Source organism: Flavobacterium sp. 3HN19-14 (genome assembly GCF_051373205.1).
Classification (GTDB): Bacteria; Bacteroidota; Bacteroidia; order Flavobacteriales; family Flavobacteriaceae; genus Flavobacterium.
Genome location: NZ_JBPPZT010000001.1, coordinates 2,879,763 through 2,899,085 on the forward strand (window position 1 = coordinate 2,879,763; position 19,323 = coordinate 2,899,085).

At 42.1% G+C, this 19,323-nt stretch carries 16 protein-coding genes, 2 tRNA genes and 3 rRNA genes; 6 read left to right on the plus strand and 15 right to left on the minus strand.

What is annotated here, in order from left to right; translation table 11 throughout:
* Positions 1–17 precede the first annotated feature (17 nt).
* The 11 genes from ACSLFW_RS15540 to ACSLFW_RS15590 form a co-directional block, all read right to left on the minus strand.
* On the minus strand, positions 18–401 hold the full coding sequence (locus ACSLFW_RS15540; protein WP_436556520.1) for a FecR family protein: 384 nt from the start codon (positions 399–401) through the stop codon (positions 18–20).
* On the minus strand, positions 383–964 hold the full coding sequence (locus tag ACSLFW_RS15545) for a hypothetical protein (RefSeq protein WP_436556521.1): 582 nt from the start codon (positions 962–964) through the stop codon (positions 383–385). Before ACSLFW_RS15545 ends, ACSLFW_RS15540 begins: the two co-directional genes overlap by 19 nt.
* Positions 965–1,171: 207 nt before the next feature.
* The gene (locus tag ACSLFW_RS15550) at positions 1,172–1,444 is read right to left on the minus strand and encodes a sigma-70 family RNA polymerase sigma factor (RefSeq protein WP_436556522.1); all 273 of its coding nucleotides are present in this window, start codon (positions 1,442–1,444) and stop codon (positions 1,172–1,174) included.
* 2 nt (positions 1,445–1,446) lie between these two features.
* Entirely contained in the window at positions 1,447–1,734 is a 288-nt protein-coding gene (locus ACSLFW_RS15555; protein ID WP_436556523.1) for an RNA polymerase sigma factor, read from the minus strand.
* 193 nt (positions 1,735–1,927) lie between these two features.
* On the minus strand, positions 1,928–3,097 hold the full coding sequence (locus tag ACSLFW_RS15560; RefSeq protein WP_436556524.1) for a proline dehydrogenase family protein: 1,170 nt from the start codon (positions 3,095–3,097) through the stop codon (positions 1,928–1,930).
* An 84-nt stretch (positions 3,098–3,181) separates the two neighbouring features.
* Positions 3,182–3,472 (minus strand): hypothetical protein, encoded by a 291-nt coding sequence (locus ACSLFW_RS15565; protein ID WP_436556525.1) that lies wholly within the window; start codon positions 3,470–3,472, stop codon positions 3,182–3,184.
* Between the two features lie 438 nt (positions 3,473–3,910).
* Positions 3,911–4,019, minus strand: a 5S ribosomal RNA gene (gene rrf / locus ACSLFW_RS15570).
* A gap of 123 nt (positions 4,020–4,142) precedes the next feature.
* Positions 4,143–7,022, minus strand: a 23S ribosomal RNA gene (locus tag ACSLFW_RS15575).
* A 105-nt stretch (positions 7,023–7,127) separates the two neighbouring features.
* Positions 7,128–7,201, minus strand: a tRNA-Ala gene (locus ACSLFW_RS15580).
* 122 nt (positions 7,202–7,323) lie between these two features.
* Positions 7,324–7,396, minus strand: a tRNA-Ile gene (locus ACSLFW_RS15585).
* A 94-nt stretch (positions 7,397–7,490) separates the two neighbouring features.
* Positions 7,491–9,001: ribosomal RNA gene (locus tag ACSLFW_RS15590) — 16S ribosomal RNA — on the minus strand.
* The 16S, 23S and 5S rRNA genes sit together here with 2 tRNA genes alongside, the layout of an rRNA operon.
* Positions 9,002–9,791: 790 nt before the next feature.
* Here ACSLFW_RS15590 and ACSLFW_RS15595 point away from each other — a divergent pair.
* From ACSLFW_RS15595 to ACSLFW_RS15610, 4 genes are all read left to right on the plus strand, one after another.
* Positions 9,792–10,727: a hypothetical protein gene (locus ACSLFW_RS15595; RefSeq protein WP_436556526.1), complete on the plus strand. Its 936-nt coding sequence runs from the start codon at positions 9,792–9,794 to the stop codon at positions 10,725–10,727.
* A gap of 23 nt (positions 10,728–10,750) precedes the next feature.
* The gene (locus ACSLFW_RS15600; RefSeq protein ID WP_436556527.1) at positions 10,751–10,879 is read left to right on the plus strand and encodes a hypothetical protein; all 129 of its coding nucleotides are present in this window, start codon (positions 10,751–10,753) and stop codon (positions 10,877–10,879) included.
* Between the two features lie 30 nt (positions 10,880–10,909).
* The gene (locus ACSLFW_RS15605; protein ID WP_436556528.1) at positions 10,910–12,346 is read left to right on the plus strand and encodes an FG-GAP repeat domain-containing protein; all 1,437 of its coding nucleotides are present in this window, start codon (positions 10,910–10,912) and stop codon (positions 12,344–12,346) included.
* 146 nt (positions 12,347–12,492) lie between these two features.
* Positions 12,493–13,395 carry an ASPIC/UnbV domain-containing protein gene (locus tag ACSLFW_RS15610; RefSeq protein WP_436557473.1) on the plus strand — a complete coding sequence of 301 codons (903 nt, stop codon included), beginning with the start codon at positions 12,493–12,495 and terminating at the stop codon, positions 13,393–13,395.
* Between the two features lie 65 nt (positions 13,396–13,460).
* On the opposite strand, the gene ACSLFW_RS15615 is transcribed toward ACSLFW_RS15610, so the two are convergent.
* Positions 13,461–14,063 (minus strand): DUF4294 domain-containing protein, encoded by a 603-nt coding sequence (locus tag ACSLFW_RS15615; RefSeq protein ID WP_436556529.1) that lies wholly within the window; start codon positions 14,061–14,063, stop codon positions 13,461–13,463.
* Positions 14,064–14,236: 173 nt separating this feature from the next.
* Between ACSLFW_RS15615 and ACSLFW_RS15620 the strand changes: the two genes are divergently transcribed.
* Entirely contained in the window at positions 14,237–15,325 is a 1,089-nt protein-coding gene (locus ACSLFW_RS15620) for a M42 family metallopeptidase (RefSeq protein ID WP_436556530.1), read from the plus strand.
* A gap of 116 nt (positions 15,326–15,441) precedes the next feature.
* Here the strand turns inward: ACSLFW_RS15620 and ACSLFW_RS15625 are convergent, their stop codons facing one another.
* The 3 genes from ACSLFW_RS15625 to ACSLFW_RS15635 form a co-directional block, all read right to left on the minus strand.
* Positions 15,442–15,828 (minus strand): ankyrin repeat domain-containing protein, encoded by a 387-nt coding sequence (locus tag ACSLFW_RS15625; RefSeq protein ID WP_436556531.1) that lies wholly within the window; start codon positions 15,826–15,828, stop codon positions 15,442–15,444.
* 75 nt (positions 15,829–15,903) lie between these two features.
* On the minus strand, positions 15,904–16,221 hold the full coding sequence (locus ACSLFW_RS15630; protein WP_436556532.1) for a hypothetical protein: 318 nt from the start codon (positions 16,219–16,221) through the stop codon (positions 15,904–15,906).
* Between the two features lie 174 nt (positions 16,222–16,395).
* Positions 16,396–17,343 carry a phosphoribosylaminoimidazolesuccinocarboxamide synthase gene (locus tag ACSLFW_RS15635; protein ID WP_436556533.1) on the minus strand — a complete coding sequence of 316 codons (948 nt, stop codon included), beginning with the start codon at positions 17,341–17,343 and terminating at the stop codon, positions 16,396–16,398.
* Positions 17,344–18,082: 739 nt separating this feature from the next.
* Between ACSLFW_RS15635 and ACSLFW_RS15640 the strand changes: the two genes are divergently transcribed.
* Positions 18,083–19,276 (plus strand): hypothetical protein, encoded by a 1,194-nt coding sequence (locus ACSLFW_RS15640; protein WP_436556534.1) that lies wholly within the window; start codon positions 18,083–18,085, stop codon positions 19,274–19,276.
* The last annotated feature ends 47 nt before the right edge of the window (positions 19,277–19,323 follow it).

Sequence of the window (19,323 nt, forward strand, 5' to 3'; positions counted from 1 at the left end):
GTCAGCCTTCCCTGGATTCACGAAGTATAAAAATCTGTAACGACTGGTTTTGTATTGATGCTGCTAGTATTTTTATTAAAACTTCCTTTATAACCAGGTTTCAGAACAGTATTTTTAGTTGCATCGAAAGTCGTGTTGGAACCGTATAATCCAACAGAACCTTCCACCAAAACCACATCAGTCTGATCATCTTCAGGATAATTGGTTACGTTGAAATGCGTTCCGAGTACACGGACATTAAGCTTGTCGGCATTGACAATAAACGGATGCGCTTTGTCTTTCGCGACATCAAAATAAGCTTCTCCGTCAAGAAAAACCTGCCTGTTTTCGCCAGCGATAAATTTTACCGGATATCTTAAAGTCGTTCCTGAATTCAGGTGAATTACAGTTCCGTCAGACAATTGCAACTGAAAACGCTTGCCGTATGGAATTTTAAGTGTGTTGTAGGATAATTTTTCGGTTCGGTTTTGGCGTCATAGACAATTTTGCTTCCGTTTTGACTGCCGATGATATTGCCGTCAGCATCCTTTACTACTGAAGTTCCGTCGGCGGCAATAATTTGGATGTCACCATTTTCGAGTTGTAATGTGATTTCATTGCCTGTCAGGATTAATTGTTGTTTTTCATCAAACAATCCATTTTGGTAACTCAAGCCGACAGATAACAAAATCAATATAACAGCAGCAATCGAAAGGTATTTTTTATAGGATTTTTTGCGTTTTGGAAGTTGGATTACGGGAGCACTTCCGGCGGTTTCGAGAATATTTGAAAAAATTGCGTCGGCTTTGGATTGCTCCATTTTTGGCATTTCGTCCAATAACTCCCCGATGTCTTCAACCGTCGGAAAATCGGAAGTCATTTTATTGTCCTGAAAATAAGTGATGACTTTGTCGGTTTCTTCGGGCGTACATTCGTTCAGGACGAACTTTTGCAAAAGTGTTTTTATGTTTGAATTTTCAATCATGGGTATTGATTTATGCTGTTTTATATAATACAGTTGAAACCAATCCAACTACTACTCAAACGTTATAGTTTTCTTAATTTTAACATAATTGAAATCATTCCATTTGTTAAATAATTGGATTTCAAAACATTATTGATTTATTAAAAGCAAAAAAAATTGCAAAAAAAATCATCCCGAAGGATGACTGAGATTTTAAAATTTATATTGTTATGTATATTCATCGTGAACATGAAGGTAAAGCCGCAGCGATTCAAGCGCCTTACTCATTTGGGATTTTACAGTATTGATTGATATTCCTAATTCACGGCTGATTTCTTCATAGGTTTTTCCTTGCTTCCGCGACATTTTGAAAATCTTTTTTCGTTTCGGCGGCAATTGGTTTATGGCGAGCTTCCTTAGTTTTTTACAATCGGCTTCGCGAATGCTGTAATCGCCTTCTTCGTGAGATTTTTCGGAAGTGTAAAAAATAGCTTCTTTCAACACTACATCGTTGGCCGCTTTGCTAAGGAAGTTGAAGGCCTGGTTTTTGCAATCGTAAATAAAAAAGCCTTAAAAGATTTCTCAATATCGAGATTTTCACGGTGCAGCCAGACTTTTAAAAATACATCCTGAACATTTTCTTCCGCATGCTCTTTCGACTTTAAAAGGCTAAAACTATATCCGTAAATATCCTGGTAGTAAATATCAAAAAGCCTGCGAAAAGCTTTCTCGCTGTGATTTTTCAATTCACTGACGAGCAACGGTTCATTATTGTCTGCGGCTGTTGACATTATTTATACCTTAATTTTTGTATAATTTAATTACGATAATCTTAATTTGGGAAACGAAAAAATTGCAAGTAAGCAAATATATAAAATTCTCATTCAGATTTACAAAAAACAAAAAATCCATTCCGGAAATTTCCAAAATGGATTTTTTTATAATATTTATACGGCAGTCTGAATACTGACCACCGAACACCGATTACTTGCCTTTTCTCCTGTCTCGTTCGGTCTTAATCAACGTCAATTCGCGATTTGTCTGACCGGCAACCGAAGTATTTTCTTCTGCACGTCTTATTAAATAAGGCATGACATGGCGAACCGGTCCGAATGGCAAATACTTCGCAACATTGTACCCATTTTCAGCCAGATTATAACTGATATTGTCGCTCATTCCGTACAATTGCCCAAACCAGATGCGGTCGTCATTTTTGGCAATATTATTTTTCTGCATTAAATCGATGAGTCTATAGGAGCTTTCTTCATTGTGTGTTCCCGCAAAAATCGACATTGCATCAAGATGTTCAACCATATAAAGAACGGAAGCGTCGTAATTTTCATCAGTCGCTTCTTTAGTAGCGCAAATCGGCGACATATAACCTTTTTCGGCAGCACGGTTGATTTCTTTCTCCATATACGCACCGCGAACCAGTTTCATTCCGATATAAAAACCTTCGGATTTTGCTTGATCATGCAATTTTTTCAGGTAATCCAATCGATCCCATCGGTACATTTGCAATGTGTTGAAAACTATCGCTTTTTTCTGATTGTATTTGCGCATCATGTTGGCAACGAGGTCGTCGGCAGCATCCTGCATCCAGCTTTCTTCGCCGTCAATCAGCAATGCAACGTCTTTATCATGAGCAGTTTTACAGACTTTGTCAAAACGCGCTACAACCCTGTCCCATTCTTTTTGTTCTTCAGGAGTAAGCGATTTTTTTTCTCCTAGCTTTTCATATAATTCGAAACGGCCAAATCCTGTAGGCTTAAAAACGGCAAACGGAATAGACTTTCTTTCTTCGGCAAAATGAATGGTTTTAAGCGTCATCTCCAATGCAGCATCAAATTGCGCTTCCTCCTCTTTGCCTTCAACAGAATAATCGAGCACAGATGAAACGCCTTTCGTATACATTTTATCCACCACCGGAAGACAGTCAGCTTCATTTACGCCACCGCAAAAATGATCAAAGACAGTTGCCCGGATTAATCCTTCAACCGGAAGATGCGCTTTAATAGCAAAATTGGTAACGGCAGTACCAATACGCACCAACGGTTCATTCGCAATAAGTTTGAATAAAAAATAAGCCCGGTCAAGCTCAGTATCTGTTTTAAGAGAAAATGCGACTTGTGTATTATTGAATATCTTTTCCATGTGTTTTTTGTAGATTACACAAAGATAAACAGAGTTTTGTAATTATCAGTTAAGAATAAATACAGATGTTACTTGATAATTCAATTATTTTGAATCATCATTCCACGGGTCAAATCTTTTTTCATTGCTGAGAAAAGCCGGAAATATAACTTTAATTTCCTTTTTTGGCTGGCATTTCAGCGGACACGATTTAGGAAGTTTTTGTTTACCGCTTTTGGTTTTGATGGTAGTTTTAGTTGTGTTGTTGTCTGATATAAAATGCTCTGTTTCAGCCAGTATTCTTTTCGAAAGCCTGTACAATAAGGGCGTCGGAATCGATTTTCCGTAAGACGCAAATGACAACAAAAACACGGCAAGGAAACACAACTTTTTCATAAACAAAGATTTAGAAATCCAAATATAAATACTTTTCCTGAATTATTGCTTTATCGCACAATCTTTTCTTTGCGATGAATATATAAATTCTATTTTCATAATAAGATTTTTTTGGCGTTCCGGCGCAGGAACTTCCTGTTTTGGAATGAACTTATGGTTAGCGCCGTCGGGCTGTCGCTGCAAGTCCTCGCCACGGTATCCCACCATTGATTGAGCTATAAAATCGGCTCCGGGCTTTCCACTCCCATCCCTAACGCGCAGAATTCAATCAACTACACTGCCAAACAACCCCGAAGGTTGGGACGTTGTTATAACAAAAAACCCCTCATGTTTCCATGAAGGGTTTTCAAAAGAAAGGCGACGACCCGAGGGCTATGCCCGAACTGCGTCGCACCTATAAAAAAGAAGCCCAGCTTTTTCAAGCTGGGCTTCACTAAAGAAAGGCGACGACATACTCTCCCACAAACTGCAGTACCATCTGCGCAGGCGGGCTTAACTTCTCTGTTCGGGATGGGAAGAGGTGAGCCCCGCCGCAATAACCACCTTAAGTCGTTTTGCGAAGGGTGGCAGATTGAATCTGCCAACAATCACTAATATCTTTGACGTACTGGGATAAAGTAAATATTCATTTGAAAGAAAGTTTCTTCCCGCCCTTGCGGGCGGGAGGAGCGCACATAAGCTTACGGGTTATTAGTACTACTCGGCTATGACATTACTGCCTTTACACCTGTAGCCTATCGACGTGGTCATCTTCCACGACCCTTAAAAGAAATCTCATCTTGTGGTGGGTTTCGCGCTTATATGCTTTCAGCGCTTATCCCTTCCCGACGTAGCTACTCTGCGGTGCCCCTGGCGGGACAACAGATACACCAGCGGTCGGTCGAATTCTGGTCCTCTCGTACTAGAATCAGATCCACTCAAATTTCTTGCGCCCGCAGTAGATAGAGACCGAACTGTCTCACGACGTTCTGAACCCAGCTCGCGTGCCACTTTAATGGGCGAACAGCCCAACCCTTGGGACCTTCTCCAGCCCCAGGATGTGACGAGCCGACATCGAGGTGCCAAACCCCCCCGTCGATATGAGCTCTTGGGGGAGATCAGCCTGTTATCCCCGGCGTACCTTTTATCCTTTGAGCGATGGCCCTTCCATGCGGAACCACCGGATCACTATGCTCTACTTTCGTACCTGATCGACCTGTATGTCTCTCAGTCAAGCTCCCTTATGCCATTGCACTCTACGCACGGTTACCAAGCGTACTGAGGGAACCTTTAGAAGCCTCCGTTACTCTTTTGGAGGCGACCACCCCAGTCAAACTACCCACCAAGCAATGTCCCCGCAGCACGGGGTTAGGCTTCAGATAAGCAAAGGGTGGTATTTCAACAATGACTAACCTACGCCTGGCGACGCAGGATCGAAGTCTCCCACCTATCCTACACATCACTTATCCAAAGTCAATACTAAGCTATAGTAAAGGTGCACAGGGTCTTTCGTCCCACTGCGGGTAAACGGCATCTTCACCGTTACTACAATTTCACCGAGCTCATGGCTGAGACAGTGTCCAGATCGTTACACCATTCGTGCAGGTCGGAACTTACCCGACAAGGAATTTCGCTACCTTATGACCGTTATAGTTACGGCCGCCGTTTACTGGGGCTTCAATTCAATGCTTCTCCGAAGATAACATCTCCTCTTAACCTTCCAGCACCGGGCAGGTGTCAGGCCCTATACTTCATCTTACGATTTTGCAGAGCCCTGTGTTTTTGATAAACAGTCGCCTGGACCTCTTCACTGCGGCCCGTTTGCACGGGGCGACCTTTCTCCCGAAGTTACAGGTCTATTTTGCCTAATTCCTTAGCCATGAATCTCTCGAGCACCTTAGGATTCTCTCCTCGACTACCTGTGTCGGTTTACGGTACGGGTACTCACTACCTGAAGTTTAGAGGTTTTTCTTGGAAGCCCTTAGGCGCACTATCACTTTGTCCGAAGACTCCGTGTACTATCGGCCTTTGCCATTCTCTACGGATTTGCCTGTAAAGAATATAGCTACAGCCTTCAACGAACTATTCCGTCAGTTCGCGGCGCTTTCATCACTCCGTCACCCCATCACAGTAATGAGTAGTACGGGAATATTAACCCGTTGGCCATCGACTGTCCCTTTCGGGTTCGCCTTACTGACCCGACTAACCCTCAGCTGATTAGCATAGCTGAGGAAACCTTAGTCTTTCGGTGTGCGGGTTTCTCGCCCGCATTATCGTTACTTATGCCTACATTTTCTTTTCCATCTGGTCCAGCATGCCTTACGACACACCTTCAACCCTGATGGAATGCTCCCCTACCACTGATATTGCTATCAATCCATAGCTTCGGTAATATGCTTATGCCCGATTATTATCCATGCTCGTCCGCTCGACTAGTGAGCTGTTACGCACTCTTTAAATGAATGGCTGCTTCCAAGCCAACATCCTAGCTGTCTGGGCAGACAAACCTCGTTCTTTCAACTTAGCATATATTTGGCGGCCTTAGCCGATGGTCTGGGTTCTTTCCCTCTCGGACTCTGAACCTTAGCACCCAAGCCCTCACTGCTGGTAAACATTATATAGCATTCGGAGTTTGTCAGGAATTGGTAGGCGGTGAAGCCCCCGCATCCAATCAGTAGCTCTACCTCTATATAACTATATCCAGCGCTGCACCTAAATGCATTTCGGGGAGTACGAGCTATTTCCGAGTTTGATTGGCCTTTCACCCCTACCCACAGGTCATCCGAAGACTTTTCAACGTCAACCGGTTCGGACTTCCACCGTGTGTTACCACAGCTTCATCCTGCCCATGGGTAGATCACACGGTTTCGCGTCTAACACTACCGACTAAAGCGCCCTGTTCAGACTCGCTTTCGCTACGGATCTGGACCTGAAGTCCTTATCCTTGCCGGCAACGTTAACTCGTAGGCTCATTATGCAAAAGGCACGCCGTCACCCAACGAATGGGCTCCGACCGCTTGTAGGCGTATGGTTTCAGGATCTGTTTCACTCCGTTATTCACGGTTCTTTTCACCTTTCCCTCACGGTACTGGTTCACTATCGGTCTCTCAGGAGTATTTAGCCTTAGCGGATCTGCCCTGCCAGATTCAGACAGGGTTTCACGTGCCCCGCCCTACTCAGGATACCACTATGAATATCATCGCTTACCCATACGGGGCTATCACCCTCTATGGCTGAGCCTTTCCAGGCCTTTCCGGTTCACTTTGCATTCAATCTCGCCTGCCGTACAACCCCAATCTTGCCGTGACAACATTGGTTTGGGCTAATCCGCGTTCGCTCGCCACTACTTACGGAATCACTTTTGTTTTCTTCTCCTCCGCCTACTTAGATGTTTCAGTTCAGCGGGTTTGCCCCTATCGGGTAATGCATCTTCAATGCATTGGGTTGCCCCATTCGGATATCGCCGGATCAACTGATGTGTGCTCATCCCCGGCGCTTTTCGCAGCTTATCACGTCCTTCTTCGCCTCTGAGAGCCTAGGCATCCCCCATACGCCCTTATTTTGCTTATTGTACTTTTTGTTCTCCCATACGAATATGGAAAAACTGTGTCTTTCTACTTTTTAAATATTTTCTTATCCCAATATGTCAATGAACGGTTTCCGCCGGGGCGGATAGTGGAGAATATCGGAGTCGAACCGATGACCTCCTGCGTGCAAGGCAGGCGCTCTAGCCAGCTGAGCTAATCCCCCAATTGATTTCTGATCTTAGATTTCAGAATTCAGATTGATTGAATCCCTCAACTTCCAGAATTTCCTTTCCCAAGCCTTTTCAATTCTAAAATCTGAATTCTAAAATCTTAAATAAAAAATAGTAGTCCCGCCGAGACTCGAACTGGGACCCCAACATTATCAGTGTTGTACTCTAACCAGCTGAGCTACGAGACTCTGTACTTTTTTTCTTGGATTGTATTATTTGAATCAACAGCAAAGAGTAATTTGAACTTCCGATTAACATCGTCAGTATTGCGTCTTTCTCTAGAAAGGAGGTGTTCCAGCCGCACCTTCCGGTACGGCTACCTTGTTACGACTTAGCCCTAGTTACCAGTTTTACCCTAGGCAGCTCCTTGCGGTCACCGACTTCAGGCACCCCCAGCTTCCATGGCTTGACGGGCGGTGTGTACAAGGCCCGGGAACGTATTCACCGGATCATGGCTGATATCCGATTACTAGCGATTCCAGCTTCACGGAGTCGAGTTGCAGACTCCGATCCGAACTGTGACCGGTTTTGTAGATTCGCTCCCCCTCGCGAGGTGGCTGCTCTCTGTACCGGCCATTGTAGCACGTGTGTAGCCCAAGGCGTAAGCTGCCGTGATGATTTGACGTCATCCCCACCTTCCTCACAGTTTGCACTGGCAGTCTTGCGAGAGTTCCCGACATGACTCGCTGGCAACTAACAACAGGGGTTGCGCTCGTTATAGGACTTAACCTGACACCTCACGGCACGAGCTGACGACAACCATGCAGCACCTTGTAAATTGCCCGAAGGAAAAACTGTTTCCAGTCCTGTCAATCTACATTTAAGCCTTGGTAAGGTTCCTCGCGTATCATCGAATTAAACCACATGCTCCACCGCTTGTGCTGCCCCGTCAATTCCTTTGAGTTTCAGGCTTGCGCCCGTACTCCCCAGGTGGGATACTTATCACTTTCGCTTAGCCACTCAGGTTGCCCCGAACAGCTAGTATCCATCGTTTACGGCGTGGACTACCAGGGTATCTAATCCTGTTCGCTACCCACGCTTTCGTCCATCAGCGTCAATCCACCGGTAGTAACCTGCCTTCGCAATTGGTATTCCATGTAATATCTAAGCATTTCACCGCTACACTACATATTCTAGTTACTTCCCGAGAATTCAAGCCTGGCAGTATCAATGGCCGTTCCACCGTTGAGCGATGGGCTTTCACCACTGACTTACCTGGCCGCCTACGGACCCTTTAAACCCAATGATTCCGGATAACGCTTGGATCCTCCGTATTACCGCGGCTGCTGGCACGGAGTTAGCCGATCCTTATTCTTACGGTACCGTCAAGCCGGTTCACGAACCGGTGTTTCTTCCCGTACAAAAGCAGTTTACACACCATAGATGCTTCATCCTGCACGCGGCATGGCTGGTTCAGGCTTGCGCCCATTGACCAATATTCCTCACTGCTGCCTCCCGTAGGAGTCTGGTCCGTGTCTCAGTACCAGTGTGGGGGATCTCCCTCCACTGACCCTACCCATCGTTGCCATGGTAAGCCGTTACCTTACCATCTAGCTAATGGGACGCATGCCCATCTTTCACCGTTGGAACTTTAGTATCTGTGTGATGCCACTCTGATACACCATGGGGTATTAATCCAAATTTCTCTGGGCTATCCCCCTGTGAAAGGTAGGTTGCATACGCGTTACGCACCGTGCGCCGGTCTCTAGTTCCGAAGAACTATACCCCTCGACTTGCATGTGTTAAGCCTGCCGCTAGCGTTCATCCTGAGCCAGGATCAAACTCTTCATCGTATATTGTTTGCTGAATCTCTTCAGCTAATTTTTAGACGAATAGCTAACGTTTTTCGTAAATCTTCCGATTCACCTTACTCTTTTTTTCTTTGTTACGGAATCTCTCCCGTAACGGCTGTCAATCCAATATGTCTATGAACGTGTCTTCTTCTCTTCTCCGCTTCATTCCCAAAGCGGGTGCAAAAGTACAACTTCTTTTTACCTGTGCAAGAAAAAAAATGAAAAAAATTTTCTTTTTTCTTATCAAAAACAAAATCAAGCTGTTAAATATTTTGCGGAGGGCTAAGATAATATCTTCATCGCATTGCGCAAATATTTTTTCGCTTTTTTCAATTCCTTAAATCTTGCAGTCTGTATAAATGAACGTCGCTCTGAATGCGGGTGCAAAAGTACACCGCTTTTCGGTTTATGCAAACTTTTCAATGGCTTTTTTTCGAGAAATTCACTGCAAAATCCCTAAGTAACTGGTTTTATGTTTTTTGCAAATAAATTATTTTTTAACCATTCCGAAGTTCATTAAAGATTGAATAAAAACGAAATCGTTTTCGCATTAAAACACTATTTATTCTCTTCCCAGATTAGGGTAAATCAACACTTGACTGTTATCAAGTTTTGAAGAATGCAGCCATTTACACATGCTAAACGTCACGACAGTAAAAACTACATAACAAAAAATCAAAATTAACATTCTAAAGAACAAATACTTAATCATTTTTTTGATACTTTTGACAAGGAAACCTACCGATTTTATGAAAAAAAGTTACCTTTTCTTATATACGCTGGCAATTTTTTGTATTATCATCAGACTGGTCCGTGCTCAAAAACAGAAGATGATGGCTATATTCCAGTTGAAACTTCTCCTGTAACAGTAGATTTGACGAAAGTCCCTTACCAAAAATTATCAGAATACAAGTTCTTTGAAGGCGAAATGAAATTGCAAAATCCGGCACTCAATGTATTGCCTTTTCAGCCAGCAAGCGCTTTGTTTACAGATTATGCCCTGAAAAAACGTTTTATTTGGATGCCCAAAGGCGTCAAAGCTACTTTCAACAGCGATAACACAGTGCTCGAATTGCCCGTCGGTGCGGCACTGATAAAAACGTTTTATTACGATAACGTCCAGAATATTGCCAATGTCGGCGGAACAAGAATCGTTGAAACAAGAGTGATGATTCGCAAAGCAGACGGTTGGATTTTTGCAGATTATATTTGGAATGATGACCAAACCGAAGCTTTTTTCGACTTGGAAGGCAGTATAACACATATCGAATGGAAAAATGAGAACGATGTGCTCAAGACCGTCGATTACAGGATTCCGACCGCGCCGCAATGCATCGTATGCCACAAATCGAAACAAACAGAAGTCACAACCTATATTCCAATTGGTATCAAACCGCAAAATCTCAATTTTGACTATAATTATAAAGACGGAAATAAAAACCAACTCATGAAATGGATTGAAGCAGGTTATCTCGACGGTAATTTCACGCTCCCAACACAGGAGCACTCGACAATCGATTATCGCGATACTTCGAAATCTCTTTCGTTGCGGGTACGTTCTTACGTTGATGCCAACTGCTCCCATTGCCATATGACCGACAGGCATTGCGATTACAGGCCGATGCGTTTTGCATTTAGTGAAACCGGGAATAATGACGCCAATATGGGTGTTTGCGTCAACACCAGGATTTACAGGATTTGCCTCCGCAGCTTGACAAAATTGTAGCACCGGGAAGAATTGCTAGGTCGATGATGTATTACAGACTCAATACAACCAACGAAACCTACAGAATGCCGCTTCACGGACGCACATTGATTCACGAAGAAGGCCTCGAGCTTGTCAGACAATGGATCAATTCACTTAATGATTGCGAATAATACAAACCTTAATACACCAACAAAATGAAAATGAACTTTACAAAAAACAAACCGATAATCTACGGTAATCTTTATAGAAAGATAGCTGTAGTATTATTTGCGTTGGGATTCCAGCAATCCTATTCACAAGATACCTGCGACACTGCTGTGCCGATAACCGCAGGTGTGACAACTATCGCGTTGATCGATGGCCAAAACATCACGTCGAATTGTTCAGGCGAAACACTGGCGGAATGGTATACTTATACTCCCACAGCAAATTACAGCCTTACAGTTACCTCCGACCTTGCGCAAAACATCTGTAAAGACACCAACTTTAACGTCTACACAGGTAATTGCAGCGGCCTCGCTTGTTATGTCGGGGATGATGACGGCGGAACCGTTGTATGTTCCGACGGCACCTCCTACCTATCTAAAAAAACCTTTGAAGTCGTTGCAGGAACAACTTATTATATTGTATGGGACAACAAATGGGGGCAAACGCAAGGTTTTGATTTCCAAATCATCGAAGCGCCATTTGTACCAAGTCCGTGTACGACTGCCGTGCCGGTTACAGCCGGAGTTACAACTGTTGCAGCTCTTGATGGCACAAACCAGACAACTTCATGTTCAACTGCCGCAAAAGGAAAATGGTATACCTATTCTGTTGCAGAGGATGCGCATGTAACGATAACTTCAGACTTGCCGCAGAATATCTGCAAAGACACCAATTTCAGTGTATATACCGGTTCTTGCTCAGGTGGGTTGACTTGTGTAACCAGCGATGACAATTCAGGAACAATTGCCTGTAATTCAGGAAATACATTTTCAAATTTATCCAAAAAGACCTTTGATGCACTTGCGGGAGTTACTTATTATATAGCCTGGGATAACAAATGGAGCGATGCCGGTTTTGATTTCCAAATCATCGAAGATGTAATCGTTGTACCGGTGCATTATACGTCGCAAACAATTTCAACCGTCAATACGAGCGATTATAATATGTGTGTCGTTGATATGAATGGTGATGGGAAGGACGATATCGCCAGCGTCGACAATAACAATTTAAGGGTAAATGTCCAGGGGGATAATGGCACATTCACTCCGACAAATTATCCGATAAACGGAACAAGCCGTATGCCGGGATGGAGTCTTGCAGCGGGAGATCTCAACAAAGATGGATTCAATGATTTATTGCTTGGAAGCGGCGGCGGATTGACTTTGTGGATTTCCAATTCAACCGGAACTGCTTATACGAATTATACACCTCCACAGTCTATTTTCTGCCAGAGAACGAATTTCATCGATATCAATAATGATGGAAATCTAGATGCTTTTTCATGCCACGATATCAATCCGAATGTATATTACCTGAACAACGGTTCCGGAACCTACACATATTACCAGTCAGGCGTTACAGCTGGCGCTTATTCTCTGGGAATTACGCCGGGCGGCGGAAATTACGCTTCATTATCGAACCGACCTTGATAACGATGGCGATCAGGACATGTTCATTTCAAAATGTTCAGGGCCGCCATGTGAAATTCACAGAAATGACGGAAATGGCGTTTTCACTGATATTTCAGCAATTGCAGGAATTAATTTTCAACCTGTAAGTTTCCTGGTCTTCTGCTATTGAAGATTTTGACAACGATGGTGATATGGATATCTTAATCGGTTCAAATGGTGGCGCAGCAACAAGATTTTTCAGAAACAACCTAGATACGACCAATACAACTGAAGAAGCTTACACCAATATAACTGCAGGGTCTGGTTGGGATACCAATACATCGACCGCCAGAGACTGGATTTCTTACGATTTTGACAATGACGGAAACATGGACGTGCTCGCCAACAGTAACAAAATTATGTTCGGAAAAGGAGATGGCACTTTTGAATTGGTTGCCTACCCTGGCGGCATCAATATTGGTGCTGTAGGTGATTTGAATGGTGATGGTTTCCTTGATATCCTGAACGGAAATACGGTTCGTTTTGCCACTCCGAACGGTAACAACTGGACTTCGATAACTTTGCACGGAATCGAAACCAACAGCAACGGAATTGGCGCCAGAGTCGAAATTTACGGTGCCTGGGGCAAACAAATCAGGGATGTGAGAAGCGGTGAAGGCTTTGGATATATGAGCACATTGAACATGCATTTCGGATTGGGTACTGCTACCGCAATTGATAAAATCGTTATTAAATGGCCGTCAGGAACTGTAGATACCATTTATAATCCTGCGATTAATAACAGAATGAGTGTTACTGAAGGCACTACGCTTGGCACTGAAAATGTTGACAGCAATACATTCAGCGTTTATCCTAACCCGGTTGCAGATCAATTGAATATCAAAGTTGGAAATGCGATGTCGACTTCGGAATCAGTACAAATATTTGATCTTTCGGGAAGATTGGTTGCAAGCCCGGCAATTTCAAATAATGCAATTTCAGTAAAAAACCTTTCAACCGGAACTTACATCTTATTGATAAAAGCTACCGACGGAAAAAAATACACCAGGAAATTCCTCAAAAAATAATACGACTGTTTTGAATTAAAAAGTCCTGTCAGTTACGACAGGACTTTTTTATTGCATCAACAAAATTATTGAGCAGCTTGCTTTTTGGCTTTCGAGAGTTTGTCTACCCAAAAATTCGACATCGCATCATAATCGACTTTATAAACGGCATCTTGCTTTACCAATCTTCCGTTTTCAAAGGCGCGGTACAAAATAGTTTCAATCCAGTAATCTTCATGGACGTCCATCGGCGTATATTTTGCCTTTAAATTAAGGTTGAAAATTTTGGCGGTATTGTTTGACCAAAACGCTTTCCAGCCACTTTTATATTCTTTAATCAAATCGAAAGTAGTCTCGCCTGTCTGCCGATAAATAAGCTTTATCAAAATCTGGCCGTCTTTTGTAGACAATTTCTTAAGCTGTTCCTCGAAAGTATTATTTAGGTAATCCTCAACAATCTTGAAATATTTTTTCTTTTCGCGACTGGTTTTCATCTTCGCCATTCCCTCATTAAGCGCAACTAAAGTCGCAGCTGTGGTTTTTGCGTAAGGATAAACTTTATAAACACGGCGTTGCAGTCTGTCGAATTGCTGTTTGGTTAATGCATCTGCTTTTGCCTGGTTGGGGTCGAGATACAATTCCGGCAGCTCAATTGGCCTTTGTAAAGTTGTATCCATCGGTTGGTTCAAGTATTCTTCTTTTTCGCGTCTTCCTCATCTGTCTGGGCAAACGCGGCGACAGAAAAAAACAGGGCAATCAATAAATACGGGAAGAATTTCATAAAGCAAATTTAAATTTCAAAATTATACATTATATACGCAACTGTGATGCCAAATTTATAATTTAGCAAAAATTTTATAAAATGAATACTACAATACTGAACGACGCCTCGATGGCATTCCTAGAAAAATACCTGAATAACGCCTCTCCTACCGGTTTCGAATCTTCCGAACAAAAAATCTGGATGGATTACCTGAAACCTTACGTTGACACTTTTATAACAGATACGTATGGAACGGCTGTTGGGGTTATAAATCCTGATGCGCCATATAAAGTGGTGATTGAAGGCCACGCCGACGAAATTTCGTGGTATGTAAATTACATCACCGAGGACGGCTTGATTTATGTGATAAGAAATGGCGGTTCCGACCACCAGATTGCGCCGTCAAAACGCGTCAATATCCACACAAAAAATGGCATTGTACAAGGCATTTTTGGATGGCCGGCCATTCATACCCGAAATCGCGATAAAGAGGAGAGTCCGAAAATCGACAACCTTTTCATTGATTTAGGCTGCGAAAATAAAGAACAGGTTGAAAAACTCGGCGTTCATGTTGGTTGCGTTATCACTTATCCTGATGAATTCATGGTTTTGAATGGTGATAAATTCATATGCCGTGCGATTGACAACAGGATGGGCGGGTTTATGATTGCAGAAGTGGCGCGTTTATTACACGAAAATAAAAAAACATTGCCTTTCGGTTTGTACATTACAAATTCGGTTCAGGAAGAAGTTGGATTGCGCGGCGCCGAAATGATTACGAAAACCATCAAGCCAAATGTCGCTATTGTAACAGACGTTTGCCATGATACGACAACGCCGATGATCAATAAAAAAATCGAGGGCGAAATCAAAATCGGAAAAGGCCCGGTTGTGACTTATGCGCCTGCGGTTCAGAATAATTTAAGGGAATTGATTCTCGATACGGCAACTGAAAAAGAAATTCCGTTTCAGAGACTGGCGTCTTCAAGGATTACCGGAACCGATACCGATGCTTTCGCTTACAGCAATGGCGGCGTGGCTTCAGCTTTAATCTCATTGCCATTGCGTTACATGCATACCACTGTTGAAATGGTTCACAGAAATGACGTTGAAAATGTCATCAAACTGATTTATGAGGCACTTTTGAAAATCGAGAATAACGAAACTTTTTCTTATTTTAAGGATTAATTTTAAACACGAATTTCCACTAATTCGCACAAATTTTATTCGTGCTAATTCGTGGCCTAAAAGCATAAAAAAAGCACCATTATCGCTAATGGTGCTTTTTGCATTTATGAAAAGGATTATTTTTTCGGAAGTTCTTTGAGGAATTGAACAGCTGCATAAGCTTTTGACATTTCTGCATATTTCAGGGCAGTGTTGCCTTTGCCGTCTTTCTGCTTTACATCGGCGCCGTTCTCAATCAGGTATTTCATGATTTCTACGTGATTGTAACGTGCGGCGTACATCAGTGGCGTCATTCCGTTGGAATTTTCGTTGACATCTGCGCCATATTCGATGAATTTTTTTACGATTTCTACATCGCCTTTGCAAATGGCAAGACAAAGTGGTGTTCCTTCGCTGTAAGTTTTAGCTATTGAAGCCGTGACAGCATTTTGACTATTTGCAGCCAGTGCGAAATTGGTGAATGACATGCATGCCATAGCCAAACAAATGATTGTTTTTCTCATGATTGATTTATTTAATGATTAATGATTACGGTGAAGTAATAAGAAATGCGTCAGAATTAATTATTCAATGCTTTCTTAAATGATTGTTTTTTTGCTTGTTTTTTTTTTCAAGACAACTTTTTTGTCCAGTTTCGCTTCGGTGATTTTTAAATCGGCACCGATGATGTCAGACATGGTTTTTGGTGATTTTTTGAGCGAACCCAATTCTGTTGCAATAAGGTTGGCATCAGCATAAGAAACATATTTTGTACCTTCAAGGTCGTTGTAAAAGGAATGTTTCGGACTGATTGTTACTGCAGATATGTCAGACACTTTAGAGGTTGCAGCATTTGTAGTGTTGGCAAAAACAGAAGTTGTTAATGCGATTACGAGCATTGTGATTGAATTTTTCATGATGATTGATTTTTGATTAATGATGATATAGAATAGACGAAGGCGCTTGCAGATTGTTACAGTAATTTTATTTTTTTAGAATATTTTAACATCTGAACCTGAAATTTCATATTGCATAAAAACGGAAAAACCGCCTGACAGAGCGGTTTCACGTGATAAAATATTTTTTAAAATTTATTTTAAATATTCGAGCACATTTTTTTCAATGCGTTCCTGAATGTTCGAAATATCAGCTTTTACGAATGGCTCGCCGAGGATTTTTTCATACAACTCGATGTATCGGTCTGAAACAGTTGCAATATAATCATCGGTCATGTCTGGAATTTGCTGTCCTTCTTTGCCCTGAAAACCGTTTTCAATAAGCCAGCGCCTTACGAATTCTTTCGACAATTGCTTTTGCTCCTCGCCTCGCTCCTGCCTGCCTTCATAACCTTCGGCATAAAAATAACGCGAAGAATCAGGTGTGTGGATTTCATCAATCAAAACGATCTTACCGTCTCTGGTTTTCCCGAATTCATATTTTGTATCGACGAGAATGAGTCCGCGTGACGCCGCGATGTTAGTCCCACGCTGGAATAATGCTCTGGTGTAATTCTCTAATACTAAATAATCTTCTTCAGAAACAATCCCTTTTGCAAGGATGTCCTCACGAGAAATATCTTCGTCGTGCTCGCCGTTGTCGGCTTTTGTGGAAGGTGTGATGATTGGTTGCGGAAATTTATCGTTTTCTTTTAAACCTTCGGGCATTGTTACGCCGCATAAAGTTCTTTTGCCTGAAGTATATTCGCGTGCTGCGTGACCTGAAAGATAACCGCGGATTACCATTTCTACCTTGAATGGTTCGCACAAATGCCCGACTGCTACGTTCGGATCTGGTGTGGCAATAAGCCAGTTCGGAACGATGTCTTGCGTCAGTTCCATGAATCTGGTGGCGATCTGGTTCAGGATTTGTCCTTTGTATGGAATTCCTTTCGGCATAACAACGTCAAAAGCGGAAAGCCTGTCGGTGGCAATCATTACCAATAATTCGTCGTTGATATTGTATACTTCCCTGACCTTGCCATGATAGACCGATTTTTGCCCGGGAAAATTGAAGTTTGTTGTTGTGATTGTGCTGCTCATTGTATGTTTTGTAGTTTAGGCTGCAAAGATATGAGTTAGATTTTAGATTTTAGATTTTAGATTTTAGATTTTGACGAATGAAAGTTCACTAGGTTGGTTATGGCTTAGAAATGCGTCGTGTAGTCTGGGAAACAGGTCGTGAGCTATTGGAAATGCGTGGTGAAGCATCAAGAAGTGGTCGTGAGGTGTCAGTAACAGGTAGTGAAATGTTAGAAATGCATCGTGAAATCTAAAGAAACGGTCGTGAAGACTAAGGTGGACGTCGTGAAGACCAAGGTAGAGGTCGTTAAGTCCAGAAATAGGTCGTTAAGTCCCGCCAATATTGAAAAGTATTAAAATTATATTGCTTTTTCTCTATGAGTACGTTAAAACGAGTAGAAAACTTTAACAATTTTTATGGCAAACCCATAACCGTAAATTTTATTTTTTCCGTAGGGATGCATCCTCCCCTTCCCTCAAGGTAAAATACAATTTTTATCGATTGGTTGTATTACGGGAAAGCCGTAGAAATTCTTAAAGTTTTAAATGGAAATGTATCATCTCATGTGGCATAATTATTACAAACCTTAGTAGAACAATGTTTTATATCGATTAGCACATTAAATAAAAATTATATATTTGATTTACAAAACATTATATTTAAATATATGACTGCTGATAATTCTCATTGGCCCAATGGCACAAAATCCTTTTTCGGTTTTTCTTCCTGTATTTTGTTTTTTACATCCTGTCGTTTTCGATGACCGATTTTGGCGCGCTGATGATTTGGCTCACTAAACCGCAAGTAGCAATTGTTGACTGGATGGTTTACGGATTCAACGATTACATTTTACATTTTCAGGACAAACTCGTGCCTTTAAATGGCAGCGGAGATACCTCTTACGGATGGGTTCAGGTAATTTTATACCTGACAATTGCTACGGTAGGAACGGTGCTTTGGACGGCTTTGGATTACAACCGCAAAAATTATCGCAAGCTCGATTATATCATCTGGACAACCATGCGGTATTTCATTTGCTTTATCGCGTTTGTTTACGGCAGTATTAAACTTTTTATGATGCAGATGGGATTTCCATCCCTGAGCCAGCTGGCGACACCGCTGGGTGATTACCTGCCGATGCGGTTTACCTGGGCTTTTATAGGTTATTCCGACGCTTATCAGTTCTTTTCGGGATTGATGGAAATGGTTGTGTTTTTCCTGTTGCTTTTCCGCCGCACGGTAACGCTGGGATTATTCATCGGGCTTGGCGTTTTCATTAATGTGATGATGCTGAATTTGTGTTACGATGTTCCTGTAAAGCTGTTTTCGATACATTTGGTAATCATGTGCTTTTTGATGCTGACGCCCGATTTAAAGAGGATTTTTACTTTTTTCATTTTTAACCGTCCGACACACATCAGTTCGGCTTATCATTTTTCATCGGCAAAAAGATGGATGCGAATAACAAGGCTTATACTCAAAATTATCTTTTTTGCATTGAATGCATTTGTGCTTTACGACACTTATGAATATTATGCCATGCAGGACAAAAAGGGTTTTGCGGAAGGTGTTTATGACGTTCAGCATTACATCGTCAACAACGACACAATTCCGGTTTTAGCGAATGATTCACTGGCGTGGAAGGATATTATTTTTGACAAATGGCAAGTTATCAGCGTCAATACAACGGATACAATTTTAAGCCGCAGGTACCGGCGTGGATATTTTTATTATGCACGCGATTCAGTGAAAAACACATTGACTTGCTTTACTTATAAAAAGGCGGATAGCATTTACTTATTTACCGCGCATTATGATTTTGATGGAAAAGACAAATTGAAACTGAAGACAAAAATCAAAGGAGATTCTGTGATTTTTGATTTGGTCAACAATCACCGTAAATTCCAGCTGGCGAATAAGGAGTTTCACTGGTTATCTGAAGGGAATCGGTGAAAAATTGACAATTGATAATGAAAAAGCCGAAACATTGTGGGTGTTTC